Annotated in this window: 28 protein-coding genes; 19 read left to right on the top strand and 9 right to left on the bottom strand. The window is 44.1% G+C overall.

What is annotated here, in order from left to right; all coding sequences use genetic code 11:
• Positions 1–62: 62 nt before the first annotated feature.
• Together ACP5L5_RS08590 and ACP5L5_RS08585 are read left to right on the top strand one after the other, a co-directional pair.
• Positions 63–1,019, top strand: coding sequence for a hydroxyacid dehydrogenase (locus tag ACP5L5_RS08590; protein ID WP_013604740.1), 957 nt, complete (start codon positions 63–65; stop codon positions 1,017–1,019).
• Entirely contained in the window at positions 1,019–2,719 is a 1,701-nt protein-coding gene (locus ACP5L5_RS08585; protein ID WP_428763080.1) for a thiamine pyrophosphate-binding protein, read from the top strand. Before ACP5L5_RS08590 ends, ACP5L5_RS08585 begins: the two co-directional genes overlap by 1 nt.
• Positions 2,720–2,752: 33 nt before the next feature.
• Here the strand turns inward: ACP5L5_RS08585 and ACP5L5_RS08580 are convergent, their stop codons facing one another.
• Both ACP5L5_RS08580 and ACP5L5_RS08575 read right to left on the bottom strand, forming a co-directional pair.
• Positions 2,753–3,799 (bottom strand): zinc-binding dehydrogenase, encoded by a 1,047-nt coding sequence (locus ACP5L5_RS08580; RefSeq protein WP_273302707.1) that lies wholly within the window; start codon positions 3,797–3,799, stop codon positions 2,753–2,755.
• Positions 3,800–3,913: 114 nt separating this feature from the next.
• A complete protein-coding gene (locus tag ACP5L5_RS08575) occupies positions 3,914–4,381 on the bottom strand; it encodes an SCP2 sterol-binding domain-containing protein (RefSeq protein ID WP_428763078.1) in 468 nt (155 codons plus the stop codon).
• A gap of 123 nt (positions 4,382–4,504) precedes the next feature.
• On the opposite strand from ACP5L5_RS08575, the gene ACP5L5_RS08570 reads away from it, so the two are divergent.
• The 12 genes from ACP5L5_RS08570 to ACP5L5_RS08515 all read left to right on the top strand — a co-directional run bounded on the left by ACP5L5_RS08570 (position 4,505) and on the right by ACP5L5_RS08515 (position 16,684).
• The gene (locus ACP5L5_RS08570; protein ID WP_428763076.1) at positions 4,505–5,758 is read left to right on the top strand and encodes an acyl-CoA dehydrogenase family protein; all 1,254 of its coding nucleotides are present in this window, start codon (positions 4,505–4,507) and stop codon (positions 5,756–5,758) included.
• 52 nt (positions 5,759–5,810) lie between these two features.
• Positions 5,811–6,599 (top strand): acetoacetate decarboxylase family protein, encoded by a 789-nt coding sequence (locus tag ACP5L5_RS08565; RefSeq protein ID WP_428763074.1) that lies wholly within the window; start codon positions 5,811–5,813, stop codon positions 6,597–6,599.
• 187 nt (positions 6,600–6,786) lie between these two features.
• Positions 6,787–7,185, top strand: a complete 399-nt coding sequence (locus tag ACP5L5_RS08560; RefSeq protein ID WP_428763072.1) for a hypothetical protein — start codon at positions 6,787–6,789, stop codon at positions 7,183–7,185.
• 118 nt (positions 7,186–7,303) lie between these two features.
• Entirely contained in the window at positions 7,304–7,918 is a 615-nt protein-coding gene (locus ACP5L5_RS08555; RefSeq protein ID WP_428763070.1) for a hypothetical protein, read from the top strand.
• Between the two features lie 124 nt (positions 7,919–8,042).
• Positions 8,043–8,816 (top strand): DUF6114 domain-containing protein, encoded by a 774-nt coding sequence (locus ACP5L5_RS08550; protein WP_428763068.1) that lies wholly within the window; start codon positions 8,043–8,045, stop codon positions 8,814–8,816.
• An 80-nt stretch (positions 8,817–8,896) separates the two neighbouring features.
• The gene (locus ACP5L5_RS08545) at positions 8,897–10,981 is read left to right on the top strand and encodes an alkaline phosphatase family protein (protein ID WP_428763066.1); all 2,085 of its coding nucleotides are present in this window, start codon (positions 8,897–8,899) and stop codon (positions 10,979–10,981) included.
• Positions 10,971–12,362 (top strand): NAD(P)/FAD-dependent oxidoreductase, encoded by a 1,392-nt coding sequence (locus ACP5L5_RS08540; protein WP_428763065.1) that lies wholly within the window; start codon positions 10,971–10,973, stop codon positions 12,360–12,362. Before ACP5L5_RS08545 ends, ACP5L5_RS08540 begins: the two co-directional genes overlap by 11 nt.
• Entirely contained in the window at positions 12,344–13,282 is a 939-nt protein-coding gene (locus tag ACP5L5_RS08535) for an FAD-dependent oxidoreductase (protein ID WP_428763064.1), read from the top strand. Before ACP5L5_RS08540 ends, ACP5L5_RS08535 begins: the two co-directional genes overlap by 19 nt.
• The gene (locus ACP5L5_RS08530) at positions 13,279–14,685 is read left to right on the top strand and encodes an FGGY family carbohydrate kinase (RefSeq protein WP_428763062.1); all 1,407 of its coding nucleotides are present in this window, start codon (positions 13,279–13,281) and stop codon (positions 14,683–14,685) included. The genes ACP5L5_RS08535 and ACP5L5_RS08530 overlap by 4 nt, the downstream gene beginning before the upstream one ends.
• Positions 14,673–16,067, top strand: coding sequence for an FAD-binding oxidoreductase (locus ACP5L5_RS08525; RefSeq protein ID WP_428763060.1), 1,395 nt, complete (start codon positions 14,673–14,675; stop codon positions 16,065–16,067). Before ACP5L5_RS08530 ends, ACP5L5_RS08525 begins: the two co-directional genes overlap by 13 nt.
• Positions 16,068–16,121: 54 nt before the next feature.
• Positions 16,122–16,355, top strand: coding sequence for an AbrB/MazE/SpoVT family DNA-binding domain-containing protein (locus ACP5L5_RS08520; RefSeq protein WP_428763059.1), 234 nt, complete (start codon positions 16,122–16,124; stop codon positions 16,353–16,355).
• A gap of 116 nt (positions 16,356–16,471) precedes the next feature.
• Positions 16,472–16,684 (top strand): hypothetical protein, encoded by a 213-nt coding sequence (locus tag ACP5L5_RS08515; RefSeq protein WP_428763057.1) that lies wholly within the window; start codon positions 16,472–16,474, stop codon positions 16,682–16,684.
• A 75-nt stretch (positions 16,685–16,759) separates the two neighbouring features.
• Here the strand turns inward: ACP5L5_RS08515 and ACP5L5_RS08510 are convergent, their stop codons facing one another.
• The 3 genes from ACP5L5_RS08510 to mqnC all read right to left on the bottom strand — a co-directional run bounded on the left by ACP5L5_RS08510 (position 16,760) and on the right by mqnC (position 18,624).
• Positions 16,760–17,101 (bottom strand): Rieske (2Fe-2S) protein, encoded by a 342-nt coding sequence (locus tag ACP5L5_RS08510; protein WP_428763055.1) that lies wholly within the window; start codon positions 17,099–17,101, stop codon positions 16,760–16,762.
• 76 nt (positions 17,102–17,177) lie between these two features.
• Entirely contained in the window at positions 17,178–17,303 is a 126-nt protein-coding gene (locus tag ACP5L5_RS08505; protein WP_428763054.1) for a hypothetical protein, read from the bottom strand.
• A 232-nt stretch (positions 17,304–17,535) separates the two neighbouring features.
• Positions 17,536–18,624, bottom strand: coding sequence for a cyclic dehypoxanthinyl futalosine synthase (gene mqnC, locus ACP5L5_RS08500; protein WP_428763052.1), 1,089 nt, complete (start codon positions 18,622–18,624; stop codon positions 17,536–17,538).
• Positions 18,625–18,735: 111 nt separating this feature from the next.
• Here mqnC and ACP5L5_RS08495 point away from each other — a divergent pair, with 111 nt between their 5' ends.
• From ACP5L5_RS08495 to ACP5L5_RS08485, 3 genes are read left to right on the top strand one after another with little or no spacing between them, the layout of a single operon-like run.
• Complete coding sequence (locus ACP5L5_RS08495) at positions 18,736–19,827, top strand: CofH family radical SAM protein (RefSeq protein ID WP_013604724.1); 1,092 nt, start codon at positions 18,736–18,738, stop codon at positions 19,825–19,827.
• Positions 19,828–19,835: 8 nt separating this feature from the next.
• Positions 19,836–20,573: a menaquinone biosynthesis protein gene (locus tag ACP5L5_RS08490; RefSeq protein ID WP_428763050.1), complete on the top strand. Its 738-nt coding sequence runs from the start codon at positions 19,836–19,838 to the stop codon at positions 20,571–20,573.
• Positions 20,574–20,599: 26 nt separating this feature from the next.
• Positions 20,600–21,400 (top strand): menaquinone biosynthesis family protein, encoded by an 801-nt coding sequence (locus ACP5L5_RS08485; RefSeq protein ID WP_428763049.1) that lies wholly within the window; start codon positions 20,600–20,602, stop codon positions 21,398–21,400.
• Here the strand turns inward: ACP5L5_RS08485 and ACP5L5_RS08480 are convergent.
• The 3 genes from ACP5L5_RS08480 to lysA all read right to left on the bottom strand — a co-directional run bounded on the left by ACP5L5_RS08480 (position 21,397) and on the right by lysA (position 24,299).
• Positions 21,397–22,470 (bottom strand): CaiB/BaiF CoA transferase family protein, encoded by a 1,074-nt coding sequence (locus ACP5L5_RS08480; RefSeq protein ID WP_428763047.1) that lies wholly within the window; start codon positions 22,468–22,470, stop codon positions 21,397–21,399. The two genes, ACP5L5_RS08485 and ACP5L5_RS08480, sit on opposite strands and share 4 nt — an antisense overlap.
• A gap of 47 nt (positions 22,471–22,517) precedes the next feature.
• The gene (locus ACP5L5_RS08475; RefSeq protein ID WP_428763045.1) at positions 22,518–23,027 is read right to left on the bottom strand and encodes a PaaI family thioesterase; all 510 of its coding nucleotides are present in this window, start codon (positions 23,025–23,027) and stop codon (positions 22,518–22,520) included.
• 66 nt (positions 23,028–23,093) lie between these two features.
• A complete protein-coding gene (gene lysA / locus ACP5L5_RS08470) occupies positions 23,094–24,299 on the bottom strand; it encodes a diaminopimelate decarboxylase (RefSeq protein ID WP_428763043.1) in 1,206 nt (401 codons plus the stop codon).
• Between the two features lie 52 nt (positions 24,300–24,351).
• On the opposite strand from lysA, the gene ACP5L5_RS08465 reads away from it, so the two are divergent.
• Positions 24,352–25,200 (top strand): class II glutamine amidotransferase, encoded by an 849-nt coding sequence (locus ACP5L5_RS08465; protein WP_428763041.1) that lies wholly within the window; start codon positions 24,352–24,354, stop codon positions 25,198–25,200.
• Between the two features lies 1 nt (position 25,201).
• Here ACP5L5_RS08465 and ACP5L5_RS08460 read toward each other — a convergent pair whose 3' ends face one another.
• Positions 25,202–26,179, bottom strand: a complete 978-nt coding sequence (locus tag ACP5L5_RS08460) for a S66 peptidase family protein (RefSeq protein ID WP_428763039.1) — start codon at positions 26,177–26,179, stop codon at positions 25,202–25,204.
• Positions 26,180–26,417: 238 nt separating this feature from the next.
• Here ACP5L5_RS08460 and ACP5L5_RS08455 point away from each other — a divergent pair, with 238 nt between their 5' ends.
• Positions 26,418–26,753, top strand: coding sequence for a hypothetical protein (locus tag ACP5L5_RS08455; RefSeq protein ID WP_428763037.1), 336 nt, complete (start codon positions 26,418–26,420; stop codon positions 26,751–26,753).
• The last annotated feature ends 12 nt before the right edge of the window (positions 26,754–26,765 follow it).

Below are 26,765 nucleotides of genomic sequence, written 5' to 3'. Positions count from 1 at the left end.
TTTTTCCTCCGTACTATAAATAATAGGCATACTTATTACTATATTAAGTGCTGCATTATTATATGAGGATATTGGTCACGGTTCCACTGGTGGATCCGGATGTTGGTCCTCAAGCCATGAAAATGCTCAGTGAGGTTGGTGAGGTTGATGTTAGGCCCATGACGACTGATCAATTGAGGGAGGCAATACGTGATTATGACGCAGTAATAGTCAGTGTTTGGCATAGAGTCACTAGGGATATAATTGATTCCGGCAGGAACCTTAAGGTGATTGGTACGGCATCCGTAGGTACCGACCACATTGACGTTGAGTACGCTGAGAGTAGGGGCATTAAGGTCGTTAGTGCCGCCGGCGCATCGACTTATAGCGTTGCGGAGTTCACCTTCGGCTTACTACTAATGATGGTTAAGAGGATTCCCGAGAACATGGGTAGGGTTAGGAACGGTGAGTGGGGTTCATTACTAACGCCAGGTACTGAGTTATTTGGGAAGACATTTGGCATAATTGGCCTCGGTAGAATTGGTGCCTACGTTGCCTCAATAGCCAATGCCTTCAGGATGAGGGTTCTGGCCTACGACCCGTTCGTAGATAGGGAGAGGTTCATTGAGGCTAATGCTGTTAAGGTTGAGAACCTTGATGAATTACTTAGGCAGTCGGACTTCATAACAATACATACCTCATTAACCAAGGAAAGTAAGGGCCTAATCGGTAAGAGGGAGATCGGGCTTATGAAGGATGGTGTTTATATCATTAATACGGCGAGGGGTGAGGTCATTGATGAGAACGCAGTCCTTGAGGGCTTAAGGAGTGGGAAGATAGCTGGTTATGCGGCGGACGTACTTACTGGAGAACCACCAACAGAGGAGTCATCGCCATTATTAAGGGCATTCAAGAGGGGTGAGATTGCTAATCTATTCATAACTAGTCATATTGCTGGAGTTACCCGGGAATCCGTTAAGAGATACACACTATACGTTGCGAGAGGAGTTAGAGACGCGTTAATGGCCTTTAGGAGGTGATGGGTGTGGTCAGTGGCGGTGAGGTCATAGTCAAATCCCTAATAGAGGAGGGCGTGGACACTGTTTTTGGCTTACCTGGGACCCACGTACTTGGTCTATACGCGGCTCTACATGATTACCATGAGAGGATAAGGCATGTACTGGGTCGTTTCGAACCAAGTATGGGATTTATGGCAGATGGCTACGCAAGAGCCAGTGGAAGGACTAGTGTTCTAATAAGCACGGCTGGGCCTGGAGCCACGGGACTAGTAACACCACTTGCCCAAGCCGCTGTTGAGGGTGTCCCCATTGTGGCACTTGCTGGTTTAACGCCGATAAGGACCGCCGGTAAGGGTTATTACCATGAATTCAGGGATGCCAATGCTCAATTAAGTATTTTCAAGCCATTCACGAAACTAGCCATTAGGGCTGAGGAACCTAGGGAAATACCTAAGATCCTCGCCAAGGCATTTAGAGTTACTAGGGAAGGCAGGCCTGGGCCTGTTTATGTGGAGTTGCCCAGGGACATTATTGAAAGCGAGACCGAGTGGGTTGGCTATACCAAGGAGGAGCCCGTAAGGATTAAACCCGACACCACTTTAGTGGATTTGGCGGTTAAGGAGTTGCTCAATGCCGAGAGGCCCATTATTTACGTGGGTGGTGGTGTAATAGCGGCAAACGCAGGTGATGTGCTTATTAGGGTGGCTGAGGAAATTGGTGCACCAGTCGTTACCTCAGTGATGGGTAAGGGCGCAATACCCTTTGACCACCCACTACATGGTGGTTTAGCCGCAGGTTACTTTGGGGATACCGTAGCCGTTAAACTCGTTGAGAACGCGGATGTAGTGCTTGCCATAGGCACTAGGTTCAGTGAGTTGGGCACTGGCATGTGGTCACTACCGATAAGGGGTAGGTTAATTCATGTGAATGTTGATCCTAATGATATTGGTAAGAATTACAAGACGGACCTTGCGATAATCTCTGATGCATTGGAATTCCTCAATGCATTGCATGATAGAGTTAGGGGTAGGGGCCCAGGTAAGGATAGGGGTGTTAAGTTGATTGATGAGGTTAGGGCTTCAGTTGGTAATCAACAATTGAGGGAGCTTGGTTATGACGAGACTAAGATAAACCCAAGCGATCTTGTGAGGGCGCTCGCCCACGTGATTGATAGCGACATGCGTGAGGGGAAGGCGGTAGTCACATGCGACGCTGGTGGTAATCAAGTCGCAATGTTTGAATTACCCGTTTATAAACCAAGAACTTACTTCAACCCGGCTGGCTTCACATCACTGGGCTTCGCAATACCAGCAGCGATAGGCGCTAAGGTGGCTAGGCCTGAAGCAACCGTGGTGGCTACTACGGGTGACGCAGCATTCTTCATGACCGGCATGGAAATAGCAACGGCAGCCGAGCTAAACCTTAAGATAGCCTTCGTGATATTTAATGATAGGGCTCAGGGAGTCCTAAAACTACAGCAGAGGCTTCTCTATGGTGGTAAGGTCTATGCATCGCATACATACCCCATGGACTTCTGCAAATTCGCTGAGTCACTAAACATAGGCTGTGTTAGGATTAGTGATAGGAAGGAGCTTGAGGACGGACTGGAGAGGTGCATATATGGATTTAATGGACCATGCATTGTAGACGTCCTCGTAAATCCTGACGCCATACCAACACCAATAACAAGGCAGGTAATGACCATCTTCGGTAAGAGGTAAGAGTTTACAATTCAATTTTAAAATAATAACTACTCAGCTCCACTTAACAATAGCCCTCGCATGCAACCCCTTCTCAAGGTTTTCATAGGCCTCATTTATCTGCTCAGGTGCATATACGTGGCTAACTAGCTTCTTAATATCCACCTTACCCGAAGCCACTAGCCTAATTATCTCAGGTAGGTCAAGCCTAGGTCTATAGCCTAAACTACCCATTATCCTAATGCCATTAATGACGAATGGTAATACGTTCACACTAAAGGATGACTTTGGACCACCAAGCCCAGTCACCACTATTGTCCCAGCCCTAGCAACGACCTCCATGGATAATTTAAGATCAGGCTCTGGTCTGGCCTCATGAACAACATCAGCACCGTCAGGGAGTATATCCCTTACCCTACTAATTGGGTCTTCCTTTGTCGAGTTTATCACGTGGGTAGCACCAAGCTCCTTGGCCTTATCCAGCGCATAGTCCCTAATGTCTACGGCAATTATTGGGTATGCACCCATGGCGCTGGCTAATTGAATCGCCGATAAACCAACACCACCAACACCTATTATTACTAGGCTCGTGCCAGGCCCAACACCAGCCTCCCTGAGTGCGTGATACGCGGTACCATAGGCGCAGGCGATTGGTGCTGCGTAGTAAACATCAACACCCTTCTCAAGGGGTATAACGGCTATTTCAGGTATTGTGATGTATTCCGCATGACCACCATTAAGTCCAACAAGGCCTGGCATCCTGCCAGCGGCTGTCGGGCAGTAATTCTCCTTACCACTGGCGCAGTACTTACAAATGCCGTCTGGGACTATCCAAGAGACAATTACTGGATCACCCTTCTTTAAGCCCCATGGATTCTTAACATCGGGTCCCAATTCCTCAACCCAACCCGAGACCTCATGCCCTGGTATAAAGCCTTGCCTAACAGGTCCGAAATCACCCTTAAACAGATGTATGTCGCTGTGGCATATACCAGTTGCGGCAACCTTAACGAGTATTTCGTCAGATCCCGGCTTTGGTGCCGGTACGTCCTTAATTTCCAGGTATGGCTTGCTCGGTCCCCTAAATGTTGCAGCCTTCATGAAGACTTAATGCACGTTAATGCTTTTAACATATTACCTTAAGATCACTATTTTATTATAAATAAATTATATAATTATATGTATAGTTTTAAGGTGAAACTATTACAGATAATGTCAAACAACAAACTTTGTCGGCACCTTCATGGCCGTATTCGTCATTTTTATTGCCGCTGATGAGAACTGAATTAACGTTAAGAAACTACCCTTCTTCACCCTTATCTTCCTCGAGAGTATTGCCGCGACTGGATCAACCCTACCCTGAATTAAATCCTTCCAAAGGGTATAATCGGCCTCGAGTATATAATCAGCATCAGCCTTACTGGCATCTATGTAGAACTCAGAGCCCTGGCATGTACCATTCCTAAGCTTAAACTTCATGGCACCAGCGCTTGAAGTGACGTTGGTAAGCCCCATTAGTTGAGCGACTGTATTAATCACGGCACTGGGTACGTTAGAGGCCACGAAAACGAGATCCCAAACCCAATCCTTAGCAGCCTCCCTATACTCCTGATTCTCATTTAAGGCCTTGCAAAATGCCTCGGCCCATTGCGGACTTGGGAATATAAAGCCCTCACTTGACATACATAATTACTAAAATCCATTTTTAAATTAAGGATTATTTGTATAAATACTATTTAATTTAATTATTAATTAGTTATAATATATAGTGATCACGTTTAAAATATCTACATATAATTAGGATTAATGAGCTTCCTGGACCTTGACAGATTAACCAATGAGGATGAATTAATAAGGAGGAATATACATAGGCTCGCTGAGGAGATCCTTAGGCCATTATCCATTAAGGCGGATAGGATGGAACCCAGGGATAGGATCGCACTTGGTTCACCGTTATATGATGCAATTAAGGAGATGAAGAAGATGGAACTACATAAGATTCACTTACCGAAAGAGCGTGGTGGCTTGGAATTAACGAACATACAGAGGTACATAATTGATGAGGAACTTGGCTGGGCTAGTCTTGGTTTCGCAACACTTATTGGTGTTGACGCAATACCCTTCACAATAGCCGCATTGTTCGGTTCAGAGAGGGTTAGGGATGAGCTTGTTAAGCCCTGGCTCGAGGACACTGAGGGTAAGTACATCGGTTGTTGGGGAGTTACTGAGCCTGAGCATGGTAGTGACTACATACTGGCCTTTAGGGATAAGGATGTTGGGTCCTTCGGTAAAGGTAATGTGATTATTGAGCATGATGGTGATGAGTGGGTCATAAATGGACAGAAGTCCGCCTGGGTATCAGCGGCGCCAATATGCACCCACATGGGCCTTCACGCGCAGTTAAAGGATGGTAAGAGTCTCAGGGACGGCGCATTCGTGATAACGCCACTTAACCTGAGGGGTGTTAGGAAGGGCGAGCCTGTTGATATGCTTGGTAATAGGGATTGCCCACAGGGGCCCGTATACTTTGATAATGTACATGTACCTGATGATTATGTGATTGTTCAACCACCATTCTATGAGGTGTTCTCAGATCAACTACTTAATTTAACGAGTGTAAACATGGGCGCGTACTCCGTGGGGCTCGCAAGGGCGGCATTTGAGGAAGCCCTGAGGTATGCGAAGACCCGTGTACAGGGTGGTAAGTCATTGATTGAGCATAAGAACATTAAGTTGAGGATGTATGAAATGTTTGAGAGGGTGGAGACGGCCCGGTACTACGTTAGGAGGGCCATGGACTACGTATACACTAAGTTCTTTATTGAACAGTCATTCGCAACACCACCTAGGTATGCCAGGGCTGCCCAGATATATGCGAAGAAGATAGCCTTTGAGGTTGCACACGATGCACTGCAGGTATTTGGCGCTTACGGACTCAGTAGGGAGTTTATTATTGAGAAGTTGTTTAGGGATGCGAGGGCATTACTCATTGAGGATGGTACAGTGGAGACATTAAGCCTTGATGCTGCTGATGACATTATTCAGAATTATGGTTTGTAAATAATATAAATAGTACTAATGCTTAAATCTAAATAGATATAAATCAAGTATAATGGTCCTTAAGGGTGGTGATAAGGGTTTTGGAATACCATTAAATGCACCATTGTATCCCCAATCATCAATCATAAACTATAGTAAGGTTAGGGTAGTTATGGCGTTGGCTAATATTGATCCGAAAAGTGTGGAGCCACTATTGCCTGAGGGTGTTGACCTAGCCCTTGAGGTGACCGCGTTTTGGGTTGGTGATTATGGCATATCAACCGTTGGGATCTACAGGGAAGCGTTGGTGGCAATACCGGTAAAGACTGAGGGTATTGAACTTGCCTATTATATACCGTATATTTACGTGACAAATGATGCGGCATTGGCGGCTGGTAGGGAGTTGGCGGGTGCGCCGAAGAAGCTTGCTGACATTAGGTTATTAGTGAATGATTATGGATTAGCAATAGGCACGTTGGAGAGGGGTGGTGAGTTAATGAGGGCTGAGGTTGCGTTAAGTAGTAGGTTGGGCCTTGAGCAGTTGGATGCGTTTAAGGCATTAATGCCTAGGACCGACAATACAGTGACGTTCCCACTATTGTCAGTAAGGGTATTACCACCACTGCCGGATGGTACACCCGGTATTGCACAGCTAATACATTGGTATGCAAAGTTCACATTCACACCAAGGGAGAGCCCACAGATATGGGCCGGAGAGGCTAGGATAAAATTAGATGGTACACCTTTCGACCCACTTAGTGATATAAAGGTGACGCAGGTAATTACTGGCTTCTACATTGAGGGCGACATGGAGCTGGGCATTGTTAGGAGAGTTAAGGAGTGGAAATTAACCTGGAGTTAGTGGTGATCTATAAGCATTACATAGCATATATATTAAAAATACTTTAATGGCGCTTCATTAAATTAATCATTGAATTATGAATAAGGGACTTATTCTCATTTTAATTTTAGGAGCATTATTAACAATTATCTTATTGAACATAAGCGCATCTTATCACGACCATTTTAAATCATCGAGAGGATTAAGAATGAGTAATGACCCAATAATTTACATATATTCACCGGTAATTAAGGCGTCAGGTTATATCTCATTCAGCGTGGGTAATTATGATGGTATACCAGTGGTTGTTTACCAAGCCAGCATACTTTACATGCCTTCAGGGCAGTTAATGATTGGATTTGACTCCAGTCATAATGTTACAATAAGCATGAGTAGTGCCGTTATGCAAAATGTTACGGTATATGCCGCGAATATAACCGCCACGGTCTTAGGAATAACAGTGACAATAACCCCACAGAACGTGGGAGTACTGTCGATAATATCAGAAATAGTGTTAGAATTACTACCGCTCTATAATGTAGAGATATATGCCTATTACGTTAATGCGTCATTAATAACGTACTCCTCGATTGAATTAGATGCTTGACTTATGTAAAGAATTTAATTAGGGATTGATCCTTTTACTCAAGTAACTTTTATCACAATAAATATATGTCATATTTATGGACTAAACTTTAGAACTAAAACGAGATAGAAACAATAGTATGAACTGGAAACTAACAGCAATAGGTTTTGTTCTCGTGATAGCACTACTCATCGCTGCATCAACGTTGGGTATTGCCATTAATGCTGACATACCGGGCCCAGTCAAGATATACCTACCAACGGCCCAAATAAGTAACGTCCTAATGTACGGCTGGGTTTACTCAACATCAACACAGCCAGGTGAGTATGCGCCAGTGATTGCTCAGTCAATAAGTACGCTGGGTGCGCCTAATGGTCAGCTCATTAGCAAGACGGTCACGATACCACTACCCAACCCACTAATGCCAAGTTGCCCAACAGCCACTGTTCAAATCACAGCATCACTAGGCATGAGTTCGGCGAGCATGAGTAACGTATTCATGTATGCGGTCAACCTGACATCAACGTCAGGTAGCTTAAGTGGCGTTAATATAATAGCGGCTGGCTTACCATATGTCGTTAATCAAACGATTAGCAGTGGTACGATGTATGGCTTAACGACTTACGCATACTACGTAAGTGTCGGTGGCCTATCATACAGTGGATTAAATGTTACAGTGACACCAGCAGTAATAGTTTGTAGTTCAAGTGGTGTAACAACGTATAATAGTGTACCAAGTAACGGGATTGGTTAAGGCCATAGGCATTAACGTTTTATTTATATCAAAATTACTATTTATTTTCTTTTTCATTTTTCTAATAAACTATAAAGATTATATATGGATTAACCTTAAAGGATATGCCTTACATTAGTTATTTGTGGATTTCTTCACTAGGTTTGGTTTCGGTCTCGTTAGTGTGTGGAGACGTAAGGTCATAATACTACCTGCCCTATTTGCCGTGAACCTGGTTACTTGGATTTACTTCTGGGTTAGGCCGTCACTACTTGGTTTTGCATTAATAATCCTCACCCTGGCGGTTTTTCTGACCGTGGTATTCATCGGCGTTATACCCGTGGTTATTATGGAGGAGAATAATTATGACCCAGGTGTGGTTAGGAGGATGGGCCTTGACACCTTCATATCATTAATAATAGTATACGCATTATTCATATACGTTAGTTCAGTACTTCTCGCCTTGATTAAGCCGCCCTCATACCTCTTCGTAATGATGGCGCTACTCTTTGCGCTACCCTTGACACCCATCGTAGTGTTGGCAGTATTGGTACCGCCACTCATTGGTTACTTCATTAGGGATAAGTGGCGCTCGCTCAGGGGTAGGATACCCTTCTGGGGAGTTTATCTGGGTTTACTATCAGCCGTAATACTCCTCCTAATGCCAATGATGTACTTCAGAGTATTATTCGTGAGCACATCATTAATAAATGCCCTCATACTTGGTGGAATAACCCTAATACTATCACTGGTACCACTACTCTATCCAAGGCCTGAGATTTGCAGGGTATTGGGCTTGGTAATGGTCTTCCTTGGCATACTAATGTGGATACTCGCTGCTGGAGGCCTAACCTGGGGCTCGGTCCTCGCAATAATAAGCGGTGGGTATCTCTATGATTGGAGACCGTGGAGTAAATAAATTATATATAATTCATGGATTCAATGTATATTAGTAAGTATTGCCGATGTTTAAATAGTAATGAGTGAATTACAAATATAATGTTGATTGGTAAGTATAGTTTACAATTCACTATAATAATTATAGTGGCTATTGCCCTATCCCTAGTACTACTTGGGCTTTTTATCTATGGTACATACCAGGGTAATGCCTTGATCTCTATGGTACCGCAATGCCAAACCCTAACAGCATCTCAATTGAGTACTAGGACTCCCATTAAGCATGTCATTATAATATTCCTGGAGAATCATAGCTTTGACAACATATTCGGTGTGTACCCAACCAACGGTACATTGAACGGTTCCTTAATTGTTCAATTTACGATACCTAATAATCTACTTACCATGAGTGAAATACCCAGTTATCTGGAGCCCGTACCTATAGGTATTTACTACACAAAGGATCCTAATGAGGGGTATATACCGTACCATGCAGATTGGGATTACGGGAAAATGGATGGTTGGGTAAGGGGTTCAGGCCCACAGTCGCTTTATTACTACACTGTTGATCAAGTTGCACCCATTTGGGATTTGGCTGAGGAGTATGGGCTTGCTGATAATTACTTCACGCCATACCTCTCGGAAAGTGCACCAAACCACCTCTTCCTATACGCGGCATATGCACCTGTCATAGATGATTACGGCCCACCACCATACATACCAGTTCAAGAGAGCATATTTGCGGAGTTGTGCCAGTACCACGTGAGTTGGGGATACTACATAGACCCCAGGGAGCCTCCGAGCCTCCTCGATATTAAGTATTTCTACGGTATTAATAGATACTCATCGCATGTACAGACATGGAGTGACTTCATTAGTGAGGTCATGAATGGTTCGTTACCCGCGGTTTCATGGGTAATGCCAAACCCAATAAATGACATGGGGCCACCAAACAACATGTTGTATGGTGAGGCTTGGCTTCTTTACATAATTAATACGGTTGAGGAGAGCCCAATATGGAATTCAACGGTCATTTTCATAACTTGGGATGAATTCGGTGGTTATTACGACCATGTACCACCACCAATAATTAATGGTGAACCACTGGGTGTCAGGGTTCCCCTAATAGTCATATCACCCTACGCCAAGGAGGATTACGTATCGCATACACTACTCACGCATGTCTCATTAATAGCCTTCATTGATTATAACTGGGGACTACCAGCCCTGAACGAGTACGTGCTGAAGAGCAACATACCCCTTGACTTCTTCTACTTCAACATGAGCAGGGGGCCAATAGTATTTAGTCAAGGATTCCCATTAATAGACAATGTATATTCATTACCCAACGTATCCAATTACAGGGACTTATCAAGCCTATTCCCATTAACACTGCAGATATCGCTTAATGAGCTTCCATACTCAAGGTATGGCCTTAGTAATATAACGCTTGCTGAATTAGGATCACAAGTATATGTAAGTGGGAATTCTGCGTACGTACCAGTGATTTATACACCATTATTCCTATGGTTAATCATAGCCCTAATCATAGACCTAACAGCAGTGTCATTACTACCTATGGGCAGGGAGTCGCCTAGGTCAGTGCCCGTGAAGGTGCTTAGTGTTATTAGTGGTTCAGTGGTTACTGCATCAATTATTGGACTAATAACCCTAACAACGGGCTTACTTAATTACCTAGGCAATACTGGTGAGGCACCACCACTGCTTCTAGGGTATTTAATAGGCTTAATACTATTCTCAATAATCGGCTTAGTACTAATGCGGATTAGGCATGGCTTGCACACATTGATAATCCTTTCAATAATTATCCCAGTACTTCTATACGTACTTATTTATGTTCAAGCCATTCAATCCTACTTAATGAGCGACAAACCATTATTAATCTACGGCTTACTATCCACAGCGCCTATAATGCTAATTACATTATTAATGCTCAAGGCATACGTAAGCAATAATACCTGGGCCAGGGGCTTGGGTTATGTGGTTTCAGTGGGGCTCCTTTCCTACATAGTAATGCTAATGATTGCCTTCGCATACATAAGGCTATACCAACCAGGACTATCAACATTGCTACTACCCACGGAATTAATAGGCCTCCTACTAACTATTACCTGGTTCGTAATGCAGATAGGAGGTATTAGGCGGGGTGTTGGTCATGAGTTATGACGTTGCCATAATAGGTTCTGGCGTTGTTGGTTTGTTCATTGCCTATGAACTTGCGCATTATAGGGTTAGGGTTATCGTCATTGATAAGGAGACCGAGCCCGGCTTCGGTGTTTCCAAGGGACATGCAGGTGTTGTTCATGTTGTTCAACCACCATTCAATTCACTAAGGAGTAAATTGGCCGTTGAGGGCAATAGGCTATATGATGGCATTGCAAAGAGGCTTCATGTTAGGGTCAAGAGATTAAGCACCTTATTAGTGGCTCGGAACCTTAGCCACCTAATTGCGCTACCCGCCGTGTGGTTAATACTCAATTATGTATATGGTAAGCGCGGCTTTAGGGTTAGGATTCTCGGTCCATGGGGATTACATAAACGTGAACCCAACACCAGTGGTTTGGGTGCGGTTGAGGTTGAGGGTTATGGGGTCATAAACTCCTTTGAGTTAGTGTCACAACTATTCAACTTCTGTAGGTTGAATGGTGTTGACTTTGCCTTTAATACCGAGGTTAGGAGCGTTAGGGCTTTAGACGATGAGTTTATCATTATTACTAATAGGGGCGAGTACAGGACTAGGTATGTCATTAATGCCGCTGGGCTTTACTCGGCAGACATTGCCAGGTTATTCGGTGATGAGTATAGGCTTGAGTTCGGTAAGGGCGTAATGCTTGTGTTTTGGGGTGAACAAACCAGGAATATAATTGCACCGCTCCAGTTAATACCTAACCCAAGGACTAAGGGTGGTGCTATCATACCCACTGTATTCAACACGACCATATGGGGACCAAGTCTATCAGTGAGTGGTAGGGATGATAGGGCTGTTAATGAGGATGACATCAATGTATTAGCCAGGAAGTTTAGTGGCTTATTGAGGAATAGGGATTTCACGCCAATAAGGGCCTACGCGGGTATTAGGCCAATACCTGAGGGTGATGACTTCATAATTACGTATAGCAGGTTGAGTAGGCACGTAATTCATTTAGTGGGTATTGAATCACCTGGCCTAACGGCAGCACCAGCAATAGCTAAGAGGGTAGTTGAAATGCTTAGTGGCGCTGGAATAGAATTGGTACCCAAGGATTATGTTAAGGAGGTGGAGCCCATGGTAATGACGAAGGACGCCATTGAATCTGGTGGAACCATTAGTGATGACCAAGGCGAGGTTGTTTGCCCATGTATGGGGGTTACCAAGGCCGATATTCGTGAGGCTATAAGACGTGGTGCTAGGACGCTGGATGGTGTTATTTTCAGGACTGGGTTAGGCATGGGTGTTTGTCAGGGTATGTGCCTTGGTAGGGCAATTAAGGTTATCTCTGAGGAGTTGGGGATTGAACCGAGGGAATTAACCAAGTCGGGTGGTAGTTCATGGTTGGTTACACGGTAATTGGTGCTGGATTGGCCGGGCTCTCGCTGGCGCTGGAGTTACGTAGGTTAGGCGTTGATATTGAGGTAATTGAGTATAGGGATTATGCTGGTGGGATTCACGCCTTAATGCCTGAGGTTAGGGGCGTGATTAATGATGCGTTGAATGTGGTTAATATTCGATTAATCACAACAGCCATTAAAATTGATAGTACTGTATACGAGGTTTGGAGAGGTGGTTACAGGAGACTCAGTGATAATGCCTTGGTGGCTACGGGATTTAGGGTAATGACAATGCCAGAGTTGGGTATTTATGGTGAGAGACCCGCGGGGATTTACCCACACCATGCCGTATTGGATATGCTGCATTACGATTTATTACCTGGCAAGAACGTAATAATTTACGGAGACAATACATACGCCATATCACTGGCCAGGGAATTAATGAGGCGCGGTGCTACTGCCCATGTCGTATCGCCAACAAAACCGAATGTTAGGACTGCAAGTGGTGATGTTGAGGTCATTATTGGCAAGGTTAGGTATGTTAAGGGTTTAGGTAGGGTTGAGAGGGTCTTAGTGAATAATGAGTGGGTTGTTGCGGATACCCTGGTAATATCCGTGTTTAAACCCTTTAATCCATTCCCTGAGTTTAGGGCCGTTGGTCAATCAGCCATTGAAATCTACGACCCAAGCATTGTAATTGAGAGTGGTAAAATAATGGCTAGGGAATTAATGAGTAAGTCTAATGAGTTCATAACTATAGATAGTGATTTACCTATCTACCCAGGTAATAGGGTTAGTAGGGATATACGTAGGGTAATAATTCCCTGCGGTGGATGTAGGGTCATGATTAATGATAGGGAGTACGTAATTAATGGTGATGCCGCAGTAATTGAATTACCGGACGTGGAGAGGGTAAGCATTAGGAGGGTGGTTTCATGAGTCTTGGGGTCATTGATGTTGGGACTACAAACATTAAGTTCATAATATATGATGATGAGCTTAACCAGAGGTATTCCGAGACTGTAAACGTGCCAATGCTATTCCCCGCCAATTACTACGTTGAGCAGGACGCAAACGCGCTTAGGTTAGCTTTCAATCACTTAATTAATACGGCTAGGGATAAGGGTGTTAAGTACATCGGTATTTCGACATATAGGGCATCAATAATCGCCTGGGACAAGTCGGGTAATCCCCTCATTAATATAATCACGTGGTTAGACAGGAGAGGTCTGGAGATTGTTAATAAATTCCCATACTCATTCATGAGACATTTGCCACTAATGAGCAGTATCCTAATACCGACATCACCCGTTACCCAAGTACTCTGGTTGTTGAGGAATAGGCAGGACTTAATTGAACGTGCAAGGAAGGGTGAAGTATTCATTGGTACATTGAGTTCATACCTGGCGTATCTCGTTAGTAATAGGTATGTTAATGATGCCGGTAATGAGGCATTAACGGGACTTTGGCATCCAGGTAATTTAAGTAGGATTGACCTAATTTATGATTTACTGAAAATACCTAGGGAGGTAAGTCCTGAGGTTGTTGATAATGTTCATGAGTTTGGGGAGGTCAACGGAATGACCGTTGGGGTTTTAATAGCAGACCAGCAAGCAGCAATGGTTGGTGAGGGCTGCCTAAGCGTTGGTTGTGGTAAGGTTACGAATGGTACAGGTTCCTTCGTTGACGCCGTTATTGATAGATTTAGACTTGTTGGTGGTGGTTTATTACCGCTCCTCATACTTAAGTATGGAGGTAGTGTGTTTTATGGAGTTGAGGGCTTCCTGCCAGCGACCGGTTCGGTAATTGACTGGCTAGTTAAGCTTGGACTGCTGTCTTCACCGCAGGAATTAGATGGATTAACCAATGTTAGTACCCAGGATATAGTGGTTATACCAGCATTGGCCGGTGTTAACGTGCCGCCTAGGCCATGCGCAAGGGGTTTAATTGATGGCTTAACGCTAAACACCACTAGGGAGGCCTTCGTGAGGGCTGTTGTTGAGGGCGTCGTTCAATTAATAGGCCTAATCTTCGATAAAATTAAGAATTACTCAAGGGTTGATGTTGTTAGGGTTGATGGTGGCTTATCAAGGAGTGCCCTATTCCTTAGGTTATTGGCTACGGCACTAGGCACCATCGTTGAAAGACAGAGGGATGTGGAGGCAACGGCTAGGGGTGTTGCTGCATTATTGAAGGTGTTTAGGGGTGATTGGTCATTGAATGACATTATTAGGGGAATTCATGTTAACGTGGAGTTACAAATCAAGCCTGGCGAGGAGAGACTATCATTAAATAGGGATGTTGTTAAGAGGATTGTTGAGGGGATGAGATGCAGAGCATAATTGAGAAACTAATTAACGCCTTGAGTCATGATAAGGTAATAATAAGTGACGAGGCATTAAGGAGGTACTCCAGGGATTTCTGGCCGTTATTAATAATGCGTGAGCAGGTACTTAACGAGGAGTTACCAAGGCCTCTCGCGGTTATTATGCCCGAGAGCGTGAATGATATATCACTAACCCTGAGAATAATTAATGAGAGCAATGATGTAGTGCCCGTGGTTGTTTATGGTGGTGGCTCAAGTGTTACGGGCGCGTCATACGGCGCTGGGTCAATAGTTATTGACATGACTAAATTGAATAGGGTCATAGACATTAATACTTATGACTCATTAATAACCGTTGAGGCTGGCGCCAGGTTGAGGGATGTTGAGACTAAGCTGAATGAGATGGGGTATAGCCTTAGGCATATTCCGCAATCATTCAATTACGCAACAATAGGCGGCTTAATAGCTACAATGAGCTCGGGCCAGTATAGCACGTTATACGGTAATATAGAGGACATTGTGATAAACCTTGAGGTTGTACTACCCAATGGCGAGGTCACTTGGTTGAGGAGCAATAATGTCCCCCGCGCATCGACAGGTCCATCACTTAAGTACCTATTCATTGGATCGGAGGGCATGCTCGGCGTGGTCACAAAGGCTGTGCTTAGGATCGTGCCGTTACCAACATCTATCATTTACGGCGGATACGGATTTAACTCCCTTGAGCAGGGTATCGAGGCTCTTAGGGAATTAATGATGAAGAGGATTGTCCCAGCCGTCGCTAGGCTTTATGATGAGAGCGAGGCATCGCTTAGGTTCGGCCTTAATAAGTCATTACTAATAATTAGCTTTGAGGGTTACTATGATGATCTGGTACAAGTGCTGTGGAGGAGGGCTAATGAGATTATTAGAAGTCGCGGCGGTGATTACGTGGGGAGTAAGTACTTTGAGGATTGGTTAAGGACGAGATTCAACGTTGAGGAGGAGATTGAGATGGTTAAGAGGTATGGGTTGTGGTTCGACACGATAGAGGTTTCGGCCACCTGGTCCAGGATTGCCTCATTGTATAGGGATTTCAGGGATTCACTGCTTAAGACTAACGGTGTATTAGGCGTTATGGCCCACATATCGCATTTATACATTAACGGCGCATGCATATACTTCACAATACTATTCAGGCCCGACGTAGATACCTACTGGGAAATATGGAATAAGGCGATGGAGGTCACATTGAGGAATGGTGGTTCCATAAGTCATCATCACGGTGTTGGTATTGTACGGTCTAAATGGTTAAAGTACGAGCTTGGTAATGCGCTTAACGTGCTAAGATCAATAAAGAAGGCTTTGGATGATAAGGGAGTGTTAAATACGAAGAATGGCATGTTCTTCACTGATTAAGTCAGGTATTTTTCTCGGTAGTAGGTATTTAAATGGTTTAGTAAATTAAGTAGTATGGAAAAAGTTAAGGTTACTAGGAACTACCAGGTTACAATACCTGCAAGCATTAGGGATAGACTTGGAATTAAGGAGGGTGACGTATTAATTGTTTATGTCGAGGATGATAAGATCGTGTTTAGGAAATTATCAGATACCAGGAAGAGACTCACATTCGGTAGAAAATTAACGCTTAAGGATATTGAGGCAGGCATTGAAAGAGGTGTTTTTGATCATGGAGGCAATAATTGATACTAATGTTATAATTTTTGACCTATTTACCGATCCGAGCTTCATAATGAAGCCAGTGCACTTACGAACTCATTAGAAAGATGGCCTATACCGCCCATTGTAGTTCACGAGCTTATTTGGTTTTTAGAGGACACGGGCTTGAGGATCGCATTGACTATATAATGCAGTATTTGAGTAATGATAAGGCAGAAATACTTTGTGAATGCGGTGATAAAATATTCAATGCCATTAACCTAGTACTTACAGCAGGGATTAAGAATTATAACGATATGGTAGTACTTGCTCACGCAATTGCTGAAAATAAGCCATTAGCTACATTTGATAACTAAATTGGCTAAGCTAGCTAAGAAAATGGGTATTGTGACATTACCTAAATAACGATTTTAAATGCATTAACATCAAAGCTAGACGTCAATCTCGAGAAATCCATCCTGCGTGACCCTAACTTTATAGGTTGGTAATGGTGTCTTCACGTCAGCGTATTCACAGAGCACGTCAGGCCTCACCTGCGGCTTCTCAATCATTTCGCCGGTCCTGACGTCGTATTTTGCTTGATGCGCTGGGCAAGTTGCTATGTAGCCATTGACGTCTGTTAGTAGTGCGCAGCCCATGTGGGCGCATATGGCGAGCATCCCGTAGTAGTTATCGCCGTATTTAACCACGAGTATTGGCTTGTTATCTACCCAGGTAATCACGGAGTTCCTCTTATCGAAAACCTTAACCAGTATGGAAACCCTCTTCCACATAACAAGACCCAGGGCATAGGCACTAATTAATTAAGATTATTGCGCAGACACGAGCCAAAATAACTAATGAGAAGTTTTACATGGGGATTACCGATACGCCTAATTTCCTGGCAACATTAGCCTGTTCTTTATCGCTTGTTAAAAGGATTCCCTTCCTCAATGCCTTTGGCATTCTTACTGTAATTACAATACTGCCGCACATCAGTAATACAATAATGTAATATAAATTTAAATCCACATCACTTCATTGGTGCCCTGACCTGACGTAGTTTCCTCCTGAATGTATCAAGTCCTTGGTATTCCCAAAACATTCCTCCTCAAAATGAAGTATACGGCGCAGGATCAGCAAGTAACCCGGCGTATACGTATTCCATGCTTAATTATGGCATTAACATTGGACCAGACCATGGATTTATCAAATGCTCATTCAATACCTAGTTATATACCTTAACAATTTTGTACCAATTATCCCTCTCAGCAGGTATTAGCCCCAGGTCCTTAATCATACCAATAATGGAGTCCCTAGTCAATACCAGCATCTTAAGCCCTGTAGCCGGTATAACCCTCTCCTCATAGAGCGTACCACCAAAGTCATTAGCACCAAACTTAAGGGTTAATTGAGCAACATCAAGGCCATTTGTTAGCCAGCTTGATTGTATATTGGGCAGTATGTTCTTAAAGACGAGCCTAGCCACGGCGACCATCCTCAACAGCGTGACTGAGGTTAATGGGTATGTAACCTCCCTGGTCAATTCACTATTGCCTGGTTCGAAGTTCCAGGCCGTGAAAGATAGGAACCCATGAGTCCTTCTCTGCAACTCAATTATCCTATAGAGATGCTCAGCCTGATCACTTATGGTCTCCACGTGACCATACATCATTGTTGCATTACTCATTATGCCCATTTTATGGGCTGTCTCCATTATATTTAGCCAGGTATCGGTATCGATCTTATGAGGCGCAATAATCTTCCTCACCCTATCAACCAGTATCTCACCGCCACCACCAGCCAATGTGTCCATGCCAGACTCCCTAAGCCTGTCTAGTGTCTCTCTATAACTCATCCTATGCTTCCTAGCCAGGTAATCAATCTCTATTGGACTTAGTCCATGAATGGCCACGTGAGGTAGCTTAGCCTTCAACGCCTTGAATAACCTCTCGTAGTACTCAATGTCTAGTTCAGGGTTTATGCCTCCCTGGATCAGGACCTGTCTAATGCCGAATTCCCTATCGATAGCCATAACCCTACGCAAAGCCTCCTCGGCACTTAGCGTATAGGCCTCTGGGTGTCCAGGTAATCTATAGAAGGCGCAGAACCTACAGGCTATTATGCACACGTTTGTGTAGTTAAGTATCATGTTCGGTATAAACGTGACGACATTACCAAAGTACTTCCTTGTCAAGTACTCAGCGGCAGACCCAAGTTCCCAAAGATCAGCCTTAAACAATTCCTCAATGTCACGTGGACTTAACTGCTCTTCATAAATAGCCTTCTCGACTATGGGGCTCCAATGATTAGGCACGTTGCTACGTAATAAGCGGCATTATTTAAGTTATCACGTGATTGCTGGTAATGAAATAAATAGAATAATGAAATCAATATTTAAAAGGGATGTGACTTTTAACGCGATGTCATGTGCACAATAGATGACTTACGTAATGCCGTGACTAATGGCATTACTAAGACCGATGTTGAGGAATTCATGAGAGAATGTGATTTTAAGGATCTAGCCCGCGTGGCGAATGAGCTTACGTGGAAGATAACTGGCGATACGGCTACCGTGGTTAATAATGTAGTTATTAACTACTCAAACATATGTGTGGCTCAATGCCCAATATGCGCCTTCTACAGGCCTAAGGGTCATCCAGAGGCCTACGTTAGAACTCCCGAGGAGATAACCAAGGGTGTGCTGGAGGCTAAGGCGCATTTTGGTGTAACGGAGCTTCATATAAACGGTGGCTTCAACCCCGATTTAGGCATTGAGTATTTTGAGAATGTTTTTAGGTCAGTTAAGAGGGCGGCGCCTGACGTAACTATTAAGGGGCCTACAGCAGCGGAGATAGACTTCTATGCAAGGGTTTGGAGGATGAGTACGAGAGAGGTCCTTACGAGACTCAGGGAGGCTGGACTTGACGCACTTAGTGGGGGTGGTGCTGAGATACTTAATGAGGAGGTTAGGAGGGTGATAACTCCGTATAAGTTCAATGCCGAGACCTGGCTCAGGATTCAGGAGGAAGCCCATAGAGTCGGGCTTATGAGCAATGCCACTATGCTCTACGGCCACATCGAGAAGCCAAGTCACATTGTTGAGCATGTCTTCGCGATTAAGGAGGTTCAGGAGAAGACCCATGGTATACTATTGTTCATACCGATAAAGTTCGTTCCCTGGAACACGAAGTTATATAAGGATGGCTTGGTTAAGGGTCCGGCATCCACGGAGTATGATATAAAGGTCATAGCCATCTCAAGGCTAATACTTGGGGACTCCATCAAGAGGATAGGCGCTTACTGGATCTCGACCGGTAAGAGACTTATATCAACCTTGCTAATGGCCGGAGCTAATGACTTGGTTGGCACGATGATCAATGAGCAGGTACTTAGGCAAGCGGGTTCTAGGGAATCAGTAATGCTTAACGAGTTGGCGCACATAGCCCGTGAGGCTGGCCTGAGACTATTCCTGAGGGACACATTTCATAGGATAATCACCGAGGTGAGTAGTGCGTAAGGATGGTGATGATGAGTATCGTTAGACTAAAGTACGCGCATTCGAACCCACTCTTCTATTACTCGGGGCTTAATCCAATATGGGCTAGTAATAATGAGTCAATAAGGCTACTCCTAGAGGGCAGGACAAGCATAGGCTTCGTGCCACTAACACACGCTGTGCATAATTGTGACGTGTTATACGTCGTTCCAAAGATCGCAATTTATAGTGATGGGGCAGTAATATCGGCTAGGTTATTCAGGGGATTGGGCTTCGGTTATGCGGCCGTTAGTGACACAAGCGTTAATGCAATGGCTGTGAGGAGGTTATTGGGTATTGACCTTAAGGTCATTGATGATCCATACAGGGCGTTGAGGGATTTTGGTGCTGTGCTTGTTATTGGTGATGATGCCCTGAGGATGGTTGATGCTGGTTACCCGTACATACTAGACGTGGGTGAGCTATGGAGGGAGAGGGTCGGCCTACCCCTGGTGTATGCGGTCATGGCTGTGACTAGGAATTATGATGAGAAGGAGTTGAACATGGTCGTAAATGCCATTGAAAGGTCCCTCAAACTCTTTGAGGAGGACCCAGAACCCGTTATTCAGTATACCGCGGGTAAGCTTGGCGTGTCCAGAGAATTAATTAGGCAGTACTTTAGTGCCATTAGGTATAGGGTTGATGATAGGGTCATTTCAGGGATTAATGAGGAGCTGAGGATATTCGGCATAAATAATTGCCTACGATTCCTAGACAATAAAACTTAATACCACGGGGTGAAACCCCCAGCATGATGGAGTTATTGATTGGACATAGCCCTGATCCAGACGATGCATTCATGTTTTATGCACTAAAGAAGGGTCTGATTAAAGTGCCATTCACGGTTAGGGAATTCCTGGTCGACATTGAGACACTAAATAAATTGGCGGTCCATTGTAGGATCGACATCACGGCTGTGAGCACACACGCCATGGCATACATAGGTAGTAAATACTACATACTTAGGGTCGGTGCATCCATGGGGTTTAAGTACGGCCCAGTCATTGTGAGTAACACCGCAAAGCCTGAGCTAGTGGCTGTGCCAGGCACTTACACCACGGCGACGTTAATGGTCAGGTTAGCAATGCCTAATGTAAAGACCGTGGAGATACCCTTTGATAGAATTATGGATGCCGTGAAGGCCGGTGTTGTTGATGCCGGCGCCCTAATACACGAGGGCCAAATAACCTATGAAAGGTATGGTCTTAAGAAGGTCATTGATCTTGGTGAGTGGTGGTATGAAGAGACAAAACTACCAACACCCCTAGGCCTGGATGTTGTTAGGGCGTCCCTGGGAATCGACATGGCCAAGGCTGTTAAGGAAGCATTGCTGGAGTCCATTAGATACGCAATGAGCCATAGAGAGGAGGCTCTAACGCACGCCATGAAGTTCTCAAGGGGTTTGAACATGAGTGATACTGACAGGTTCGTTAGGATGTACGTGAATGACTATACAATGGATATGGGCGTCGACGGTGAGAAGGCGATTAGAGTACTACTTGAGATGGGTCGTGAAAGGGGTTTATTACCTGAGGTTCAATTATTGTTTATTTAGGTCAATTTAATGATTACGCCTAATTCGGCTAATTTACTTATTTCATCACGTGGTAAGCCCATTTCAATCAATATCTCCATTGTGTTCTCACCCAATTTTGGCGCTCTACCCTTCATGCCTGGCCTAATGCCATTTATTAATAATGGGTTGAGGAAGTCCTTTCCATTAAAGCCCCTTGCAGTTAATTGTGGGTCTTTTTCGAAGTCCTTTATGGAGTTTATGGGAGCCGCCGGTACATCATAACTCCAGAGGAGTTTAAGGGCTTCAGCGACCGTGTACTTACTTAATTCCTTACTTAATTCGCTTATGGCTTCCTTATCGAACTGCCTATTGATTAGGTCCTCACGGTTCAATGCCCTGCATAGTCCCTGCCAGAACTTAATCTCTATGGCGCCAATTGTTATGTAGCCATCCCTACACTTATAGACGTTATAGAATGGGTACTTACCTGTTAGGCTTGGGTCGGCGTTTTCATACGTCATGGCCATGTTTAGTGTATTGAAGAGTAGTGCAGTCTCCATCATTGAGACCTCAACCCTACCGCCAATACCACGTAGCAGTAGGCTTAGTATGCCAATGACACATAGTAGGGCTGAACCAACATCGGCAACTTGCACAGTGAGTGGTCTAGGCACACCATCACTGAAGAGGTTAGGGTCTAGTAAACCGGCGACACTAACTGTGTTAATGTCATGGTTTGGAAGCCCTGAGTATGGGCCATACTCTCCATAACCATTTATTGAGCAGTAAACAATCCTATTATTAATACCCCTGAGAGTTTCATAATCAATACCTAGCTTCTTGGTAACGCCAGGTCTAAAGCCCTCAATAACCACGTGGCTGTCCCTAACCAGTTTGTAGAATAGTTCCCTGCCCTCATTAGTCTTTAGGTTAATGGCAATGCTCCTCTTGCCAGCATTCAACCACTCGAAGAGCTTTGGCGATATCTCCCTGAGGTAATCACCAACCTCCGTATCCTCAACCTTAATAACATCAAAACCAAGGTCAGCTAGTAATCTCGTGGCGACACCGCCAGGATAAAGCCTGGTCAGGTCCAGAACCCTATACATTAAGTAAATTCCAAGCCTAGGTTAATAAGAATAATTAACCCTGGGAATCAATGATTATTGCCCTTCTGCCCACTATTCTTTACCATGAACCACGTTCCTATTCCCACGGCGCATAGTTTTTTGTTTGTGTCGTATACGTGGGCCTCTGCAACCGCCAAGTGCCTGCCAGCCCTTATTACCCTGCCCTCTACTGTGAATGGTCCATTTATTAATGGCTCTAGGAAGTGAACCTTTAACTCTGCCGTGTATTGATCAATACCATCATTAACAGTCATCACGGCAGTACCAAGGACAGTATCAATAACAGTCATAACAACACCACCATGAACCATACCACCACGCCTCAAAACCTCACGCTTATAGGGAAAAACAGCCCTAACAAAACCATCACCAACCTCAACAAACTCAAGACCAATGAAATTGAATAGAGGCTCACTACGCAGGTAATTATTCATTAACTCAGCAACATTAAAACCGGCTGACCTAGCCTTGAGAAACAACTCCCTAATGCTGCTTATTGAACCAACAGTCTTCATTAATTCATCCCATGCCGACACGTGATACTGGAGAAGGAAGGCCTATTTAAGCAAAGTTGTCCTGGTGAATAAATAGTGGTAAGTAACCTAAATAAAGCCAGGAATGAGCTGCCCAGTAACAAGTGAATCAAGTGGTTCCCTAAACCTGGCTATTCCGTACTCATTCCTGTAAACAACGATCTCAGCAGGCCTGGGTCTACCATTGTAATTACTACTCATTGAGTAGACATAGGCACCTGCATTAAGAATAATGAGTAAGTCGCCCTCACTAACCCTCGGTAATTCCCTATTAATCGCCAATTTATCAGTATTCTCACAAATGGGCCCAACAACATCAACAACCTCGGTTACCTCAGTATTATTGCCACACGTGATCATTTGGTGATGGGCACCGTAAAGCATGGGTCTAATGAGAACGTTCATGCCAACATCAACACCAACAAAGGTCCTACCACCCTTCCTCTTAACCTCAGTAACCCTAGTCACCAGGTAACCCGCATTACCAACAATGAACCTACCAGGCTCAACCCATAACTCACCAGGGAAGAAGTTCCTAAGTACACTTAATTTACTCAAGTCAAGGGATTTCTCACCTGGTCTGTACGGTATACCAAACCCACCACCCATATCGAAATAACTAATCCTAATACCAACCCTATCCTCAATAGTTTTCGCATGCTCCCTAAGTAACTCGGCAATCCTAATGAAGTAATCAGAATCAAGAACGTTACTACCCATCATTGCATGTATACCGAACTCCTCAGTACCAATGGACTTAGCGAGGCTATATGCATCAATAGCGTCGTTCAAGAACATGCCGAACTTACTCTCCTCACCGGCCAATGTGACGCCAGGCGCAAAGCCCCTGCCATAACCCAGGTCAACCCTGAAGAATATGGTCCTAGGCCTGTAACCAAGGGCTAGTGCTCTCTCGAATTCCCTTCTCGAGTCGAAATTAAATAAGACCCCTGTATTAATTCCGTACTTAATATCATCAAGTGAGCGATAGGCACCCGTGTATAATATATTACTGGGTTCAAAACCAGCCCTCGTGGCTAGGAATATCTCACCAGGTGATGCAGCATCAGCTCCAGATCCAAGTTTCCTGAGTAGCGTTAGTATTGCCAGGTTGGGATTAGCCTTGATTGAGTAGAGGATCTTGGCATTAATGGAATCCCTAATGGCTCTATAATTCTCCTCAACTCTGCCGAGATCATAAACAATGAGGGGAGTGCCAAACCTATTCGCTAACTCAGTAAGATTAATTCCATTACCAACAATGCAATTGCTCACGATAGTAAGCACAGCAATGCATTTTTAAGTATTCGACTTGAATACTGGGATAATGTGTAGGGTATTCGTATTCTCAAGCAATGGATCAGCCAGTGAATTGGTTATTAATGGTCTCTCTGCCCTTAGGAATTCCGCCCAGGCAGATCCCATGGGTCCCAGTGGCGTTATTAATCACAGTGATGGATGGGGATTCACAGTGGTTAGTTATGGCGTTAGTACAGCACTTAAGTGGTATTACAGGTCATTAACGCCGATTTATAAGGATGATAATTACCAATCACTTGGGATGGTAATAGGTAGGTTATTAATGTCAGGTGAGTCTTACGGGATCTTTCACGTACTTAACGCGGCAGACAAGAAGTTAATTAGAATTGAGAACGTTCATCCGTCAATGGTTTATACGAGGGATGGTGAATTGCACGTTGTTCATAATGGTGTTGTTAATAAGTATGCATTGTTTGAGATACTGAGGAGGGAGTATGGTGTGGAACTTAATGTAGATGATGCATCAGACACTTACGTGCTTACCCACTTAATTGCATCAATGTATAATGAGGTTGGTGACCTGGAATCAACAATCAAGGAACTTGCGGGGCTACTTAGGGAGATTAATGGTGTGGAATCCGCATTAAATACGGGTATACTATTGATTAAGCCATGCTGTGCGGAGTTGTTTATAACGACCATGTATAATAGTGACGTTATAAATAACGAGAGAAGGAGGAGGTACTACAACCTATTTATTGGGAGGTTGAATAATGGTGTATTCGCAGCATCAAGCACGTTAGTTAGAGCCTACGGCCTAGCCAAGTTAGGAGATACTAGGGAGCTTGAGCCAGGTATGGGTGAATTAATATACTGCAGGTTATCAACCAGCGATTTTAACTGCAGTAAAGCCTAATTTACTCAGTGAGTGGTTCAATCATTGTCATAATTCCATCATCAGCATCAACCTCAACGTCTATGCCAATTGGTACGGAATACACATTGTATCCATGCTCATCACCACCATGACAACAGGGATAACCAATGAATGAAGGCGCCCCTGTAACTCCCCTGGTATCCTCAATAATAACCTCCTCAAGGCTTGGATGAGGACCCTTATCCTCAGGTTCTGGGAATTCTCCATAAACAATGGCATTAACAGTAGATAAAGCCTTATTCAACCTTAATACAGTTAGGTAATTATCAACCCTATATGCCTCCTCATTAATATCCTCCAGGAACAATACCTTATTACCTGGATCGGGTCTATACGGCGTACCCTGTAGCAACGTGAAGAGTGTTAGATTACCACCAATAATGCTTCCCCTAGCCCTTCCATGATTTATAACCTTCGGATATGGGCCATCCTCAGTAGGTTTCAACTCCAATGTTTCGCCCGTGAGTATCTTCACGGCCAACTCTAAGTCCCTTTTGAACCTAGCCCAACCTATCTCATCACCGGGTTTAGGCGTTACGGAGGGCATTGGTCCCTGTAGTGACGGTAAGCCAGTCATTGAGTATATTGCGTTTTGTATCGCCGTTATATCACTAAAGCCAACAATAACCTTAGGATTCTCCCTAACTAAGTCATAATCAATCATGTTAAGTAGCCTTAGGGAACCGGCACCACCACGTACGCACCAGATGGCATCAACATCACTCCTCTTAAATCCCTCGAGTAAGTCCTTAGTGCGTATGTCATCAGGTCCAGACAAATGCCAGCGGACCCAGGACTCCCTAACAGACTTACCAAGAACTACATTAAAACCCATCTTCTTAAGGAGTTGAATACCAAGCATCAAATTCATACTGGGATACTGAGGAAAACTGGCAGGTGCCACAAGCATTATTGCAGAACCAGGCCTAAGTCTCCTAGGTTTAATTGAATACTTCACATAATTAATCATAACAGGGTATTTATAATGATAACCTAGGCATTATACAAATACTCAATTTCTAAAATAGGAAAACTTAAATGTCAGTTAATAAGCATTAAGAGGTGCTTAGACAAGGGTTAAATGGGGGTTTGTCTCGTGCTGCGTTAATAACCCTAATAGTGGTAATCATAGTGGTAATAGCACTAGGTGCTTATTTTGCTGTTACTTATCATCCCAGCCCACTGCGCCGCCGCCCGTGATTAACGTTACGAAGCCAACAGTCACCGTGGTCTCGAACCAAACAATCACATTGGCACCACCAAACCCAAACGAACTAATCGATCTATCTGAGGTCTACTCACCTGATTGCCTAGACCCAGCAACGGGCTTTATAATACCCGACACCATAGTATTTAATGTATTATACCAGGAGTTAGTGACATGGAATTCCTCGAATATTTATGGGGTCGAACCAATGCTCGCCACTAATTGGACTGTGGTTAATTATCAGCATTACGTATTTACCCTGAGACAAGGTATTTACTTCACTGATGAGGTGTTTAATGCGACCTTCCTGGCTCTCAATGAATAATTACTTATGGCT

This window comes from Vulcanisaeta sp. (assembly GCF_049966235.1).
GTDB classification, from domain to species: Archaea; Thermoproteota; Thermoprotei; order Thermoproteales; family Thermocladiaceae; genus Vulcanisaeta; species Vulcanisaeta moutnovskia.
This window is presented reverse-complemented; position numbering and strand designations above follow the sequence as displayed.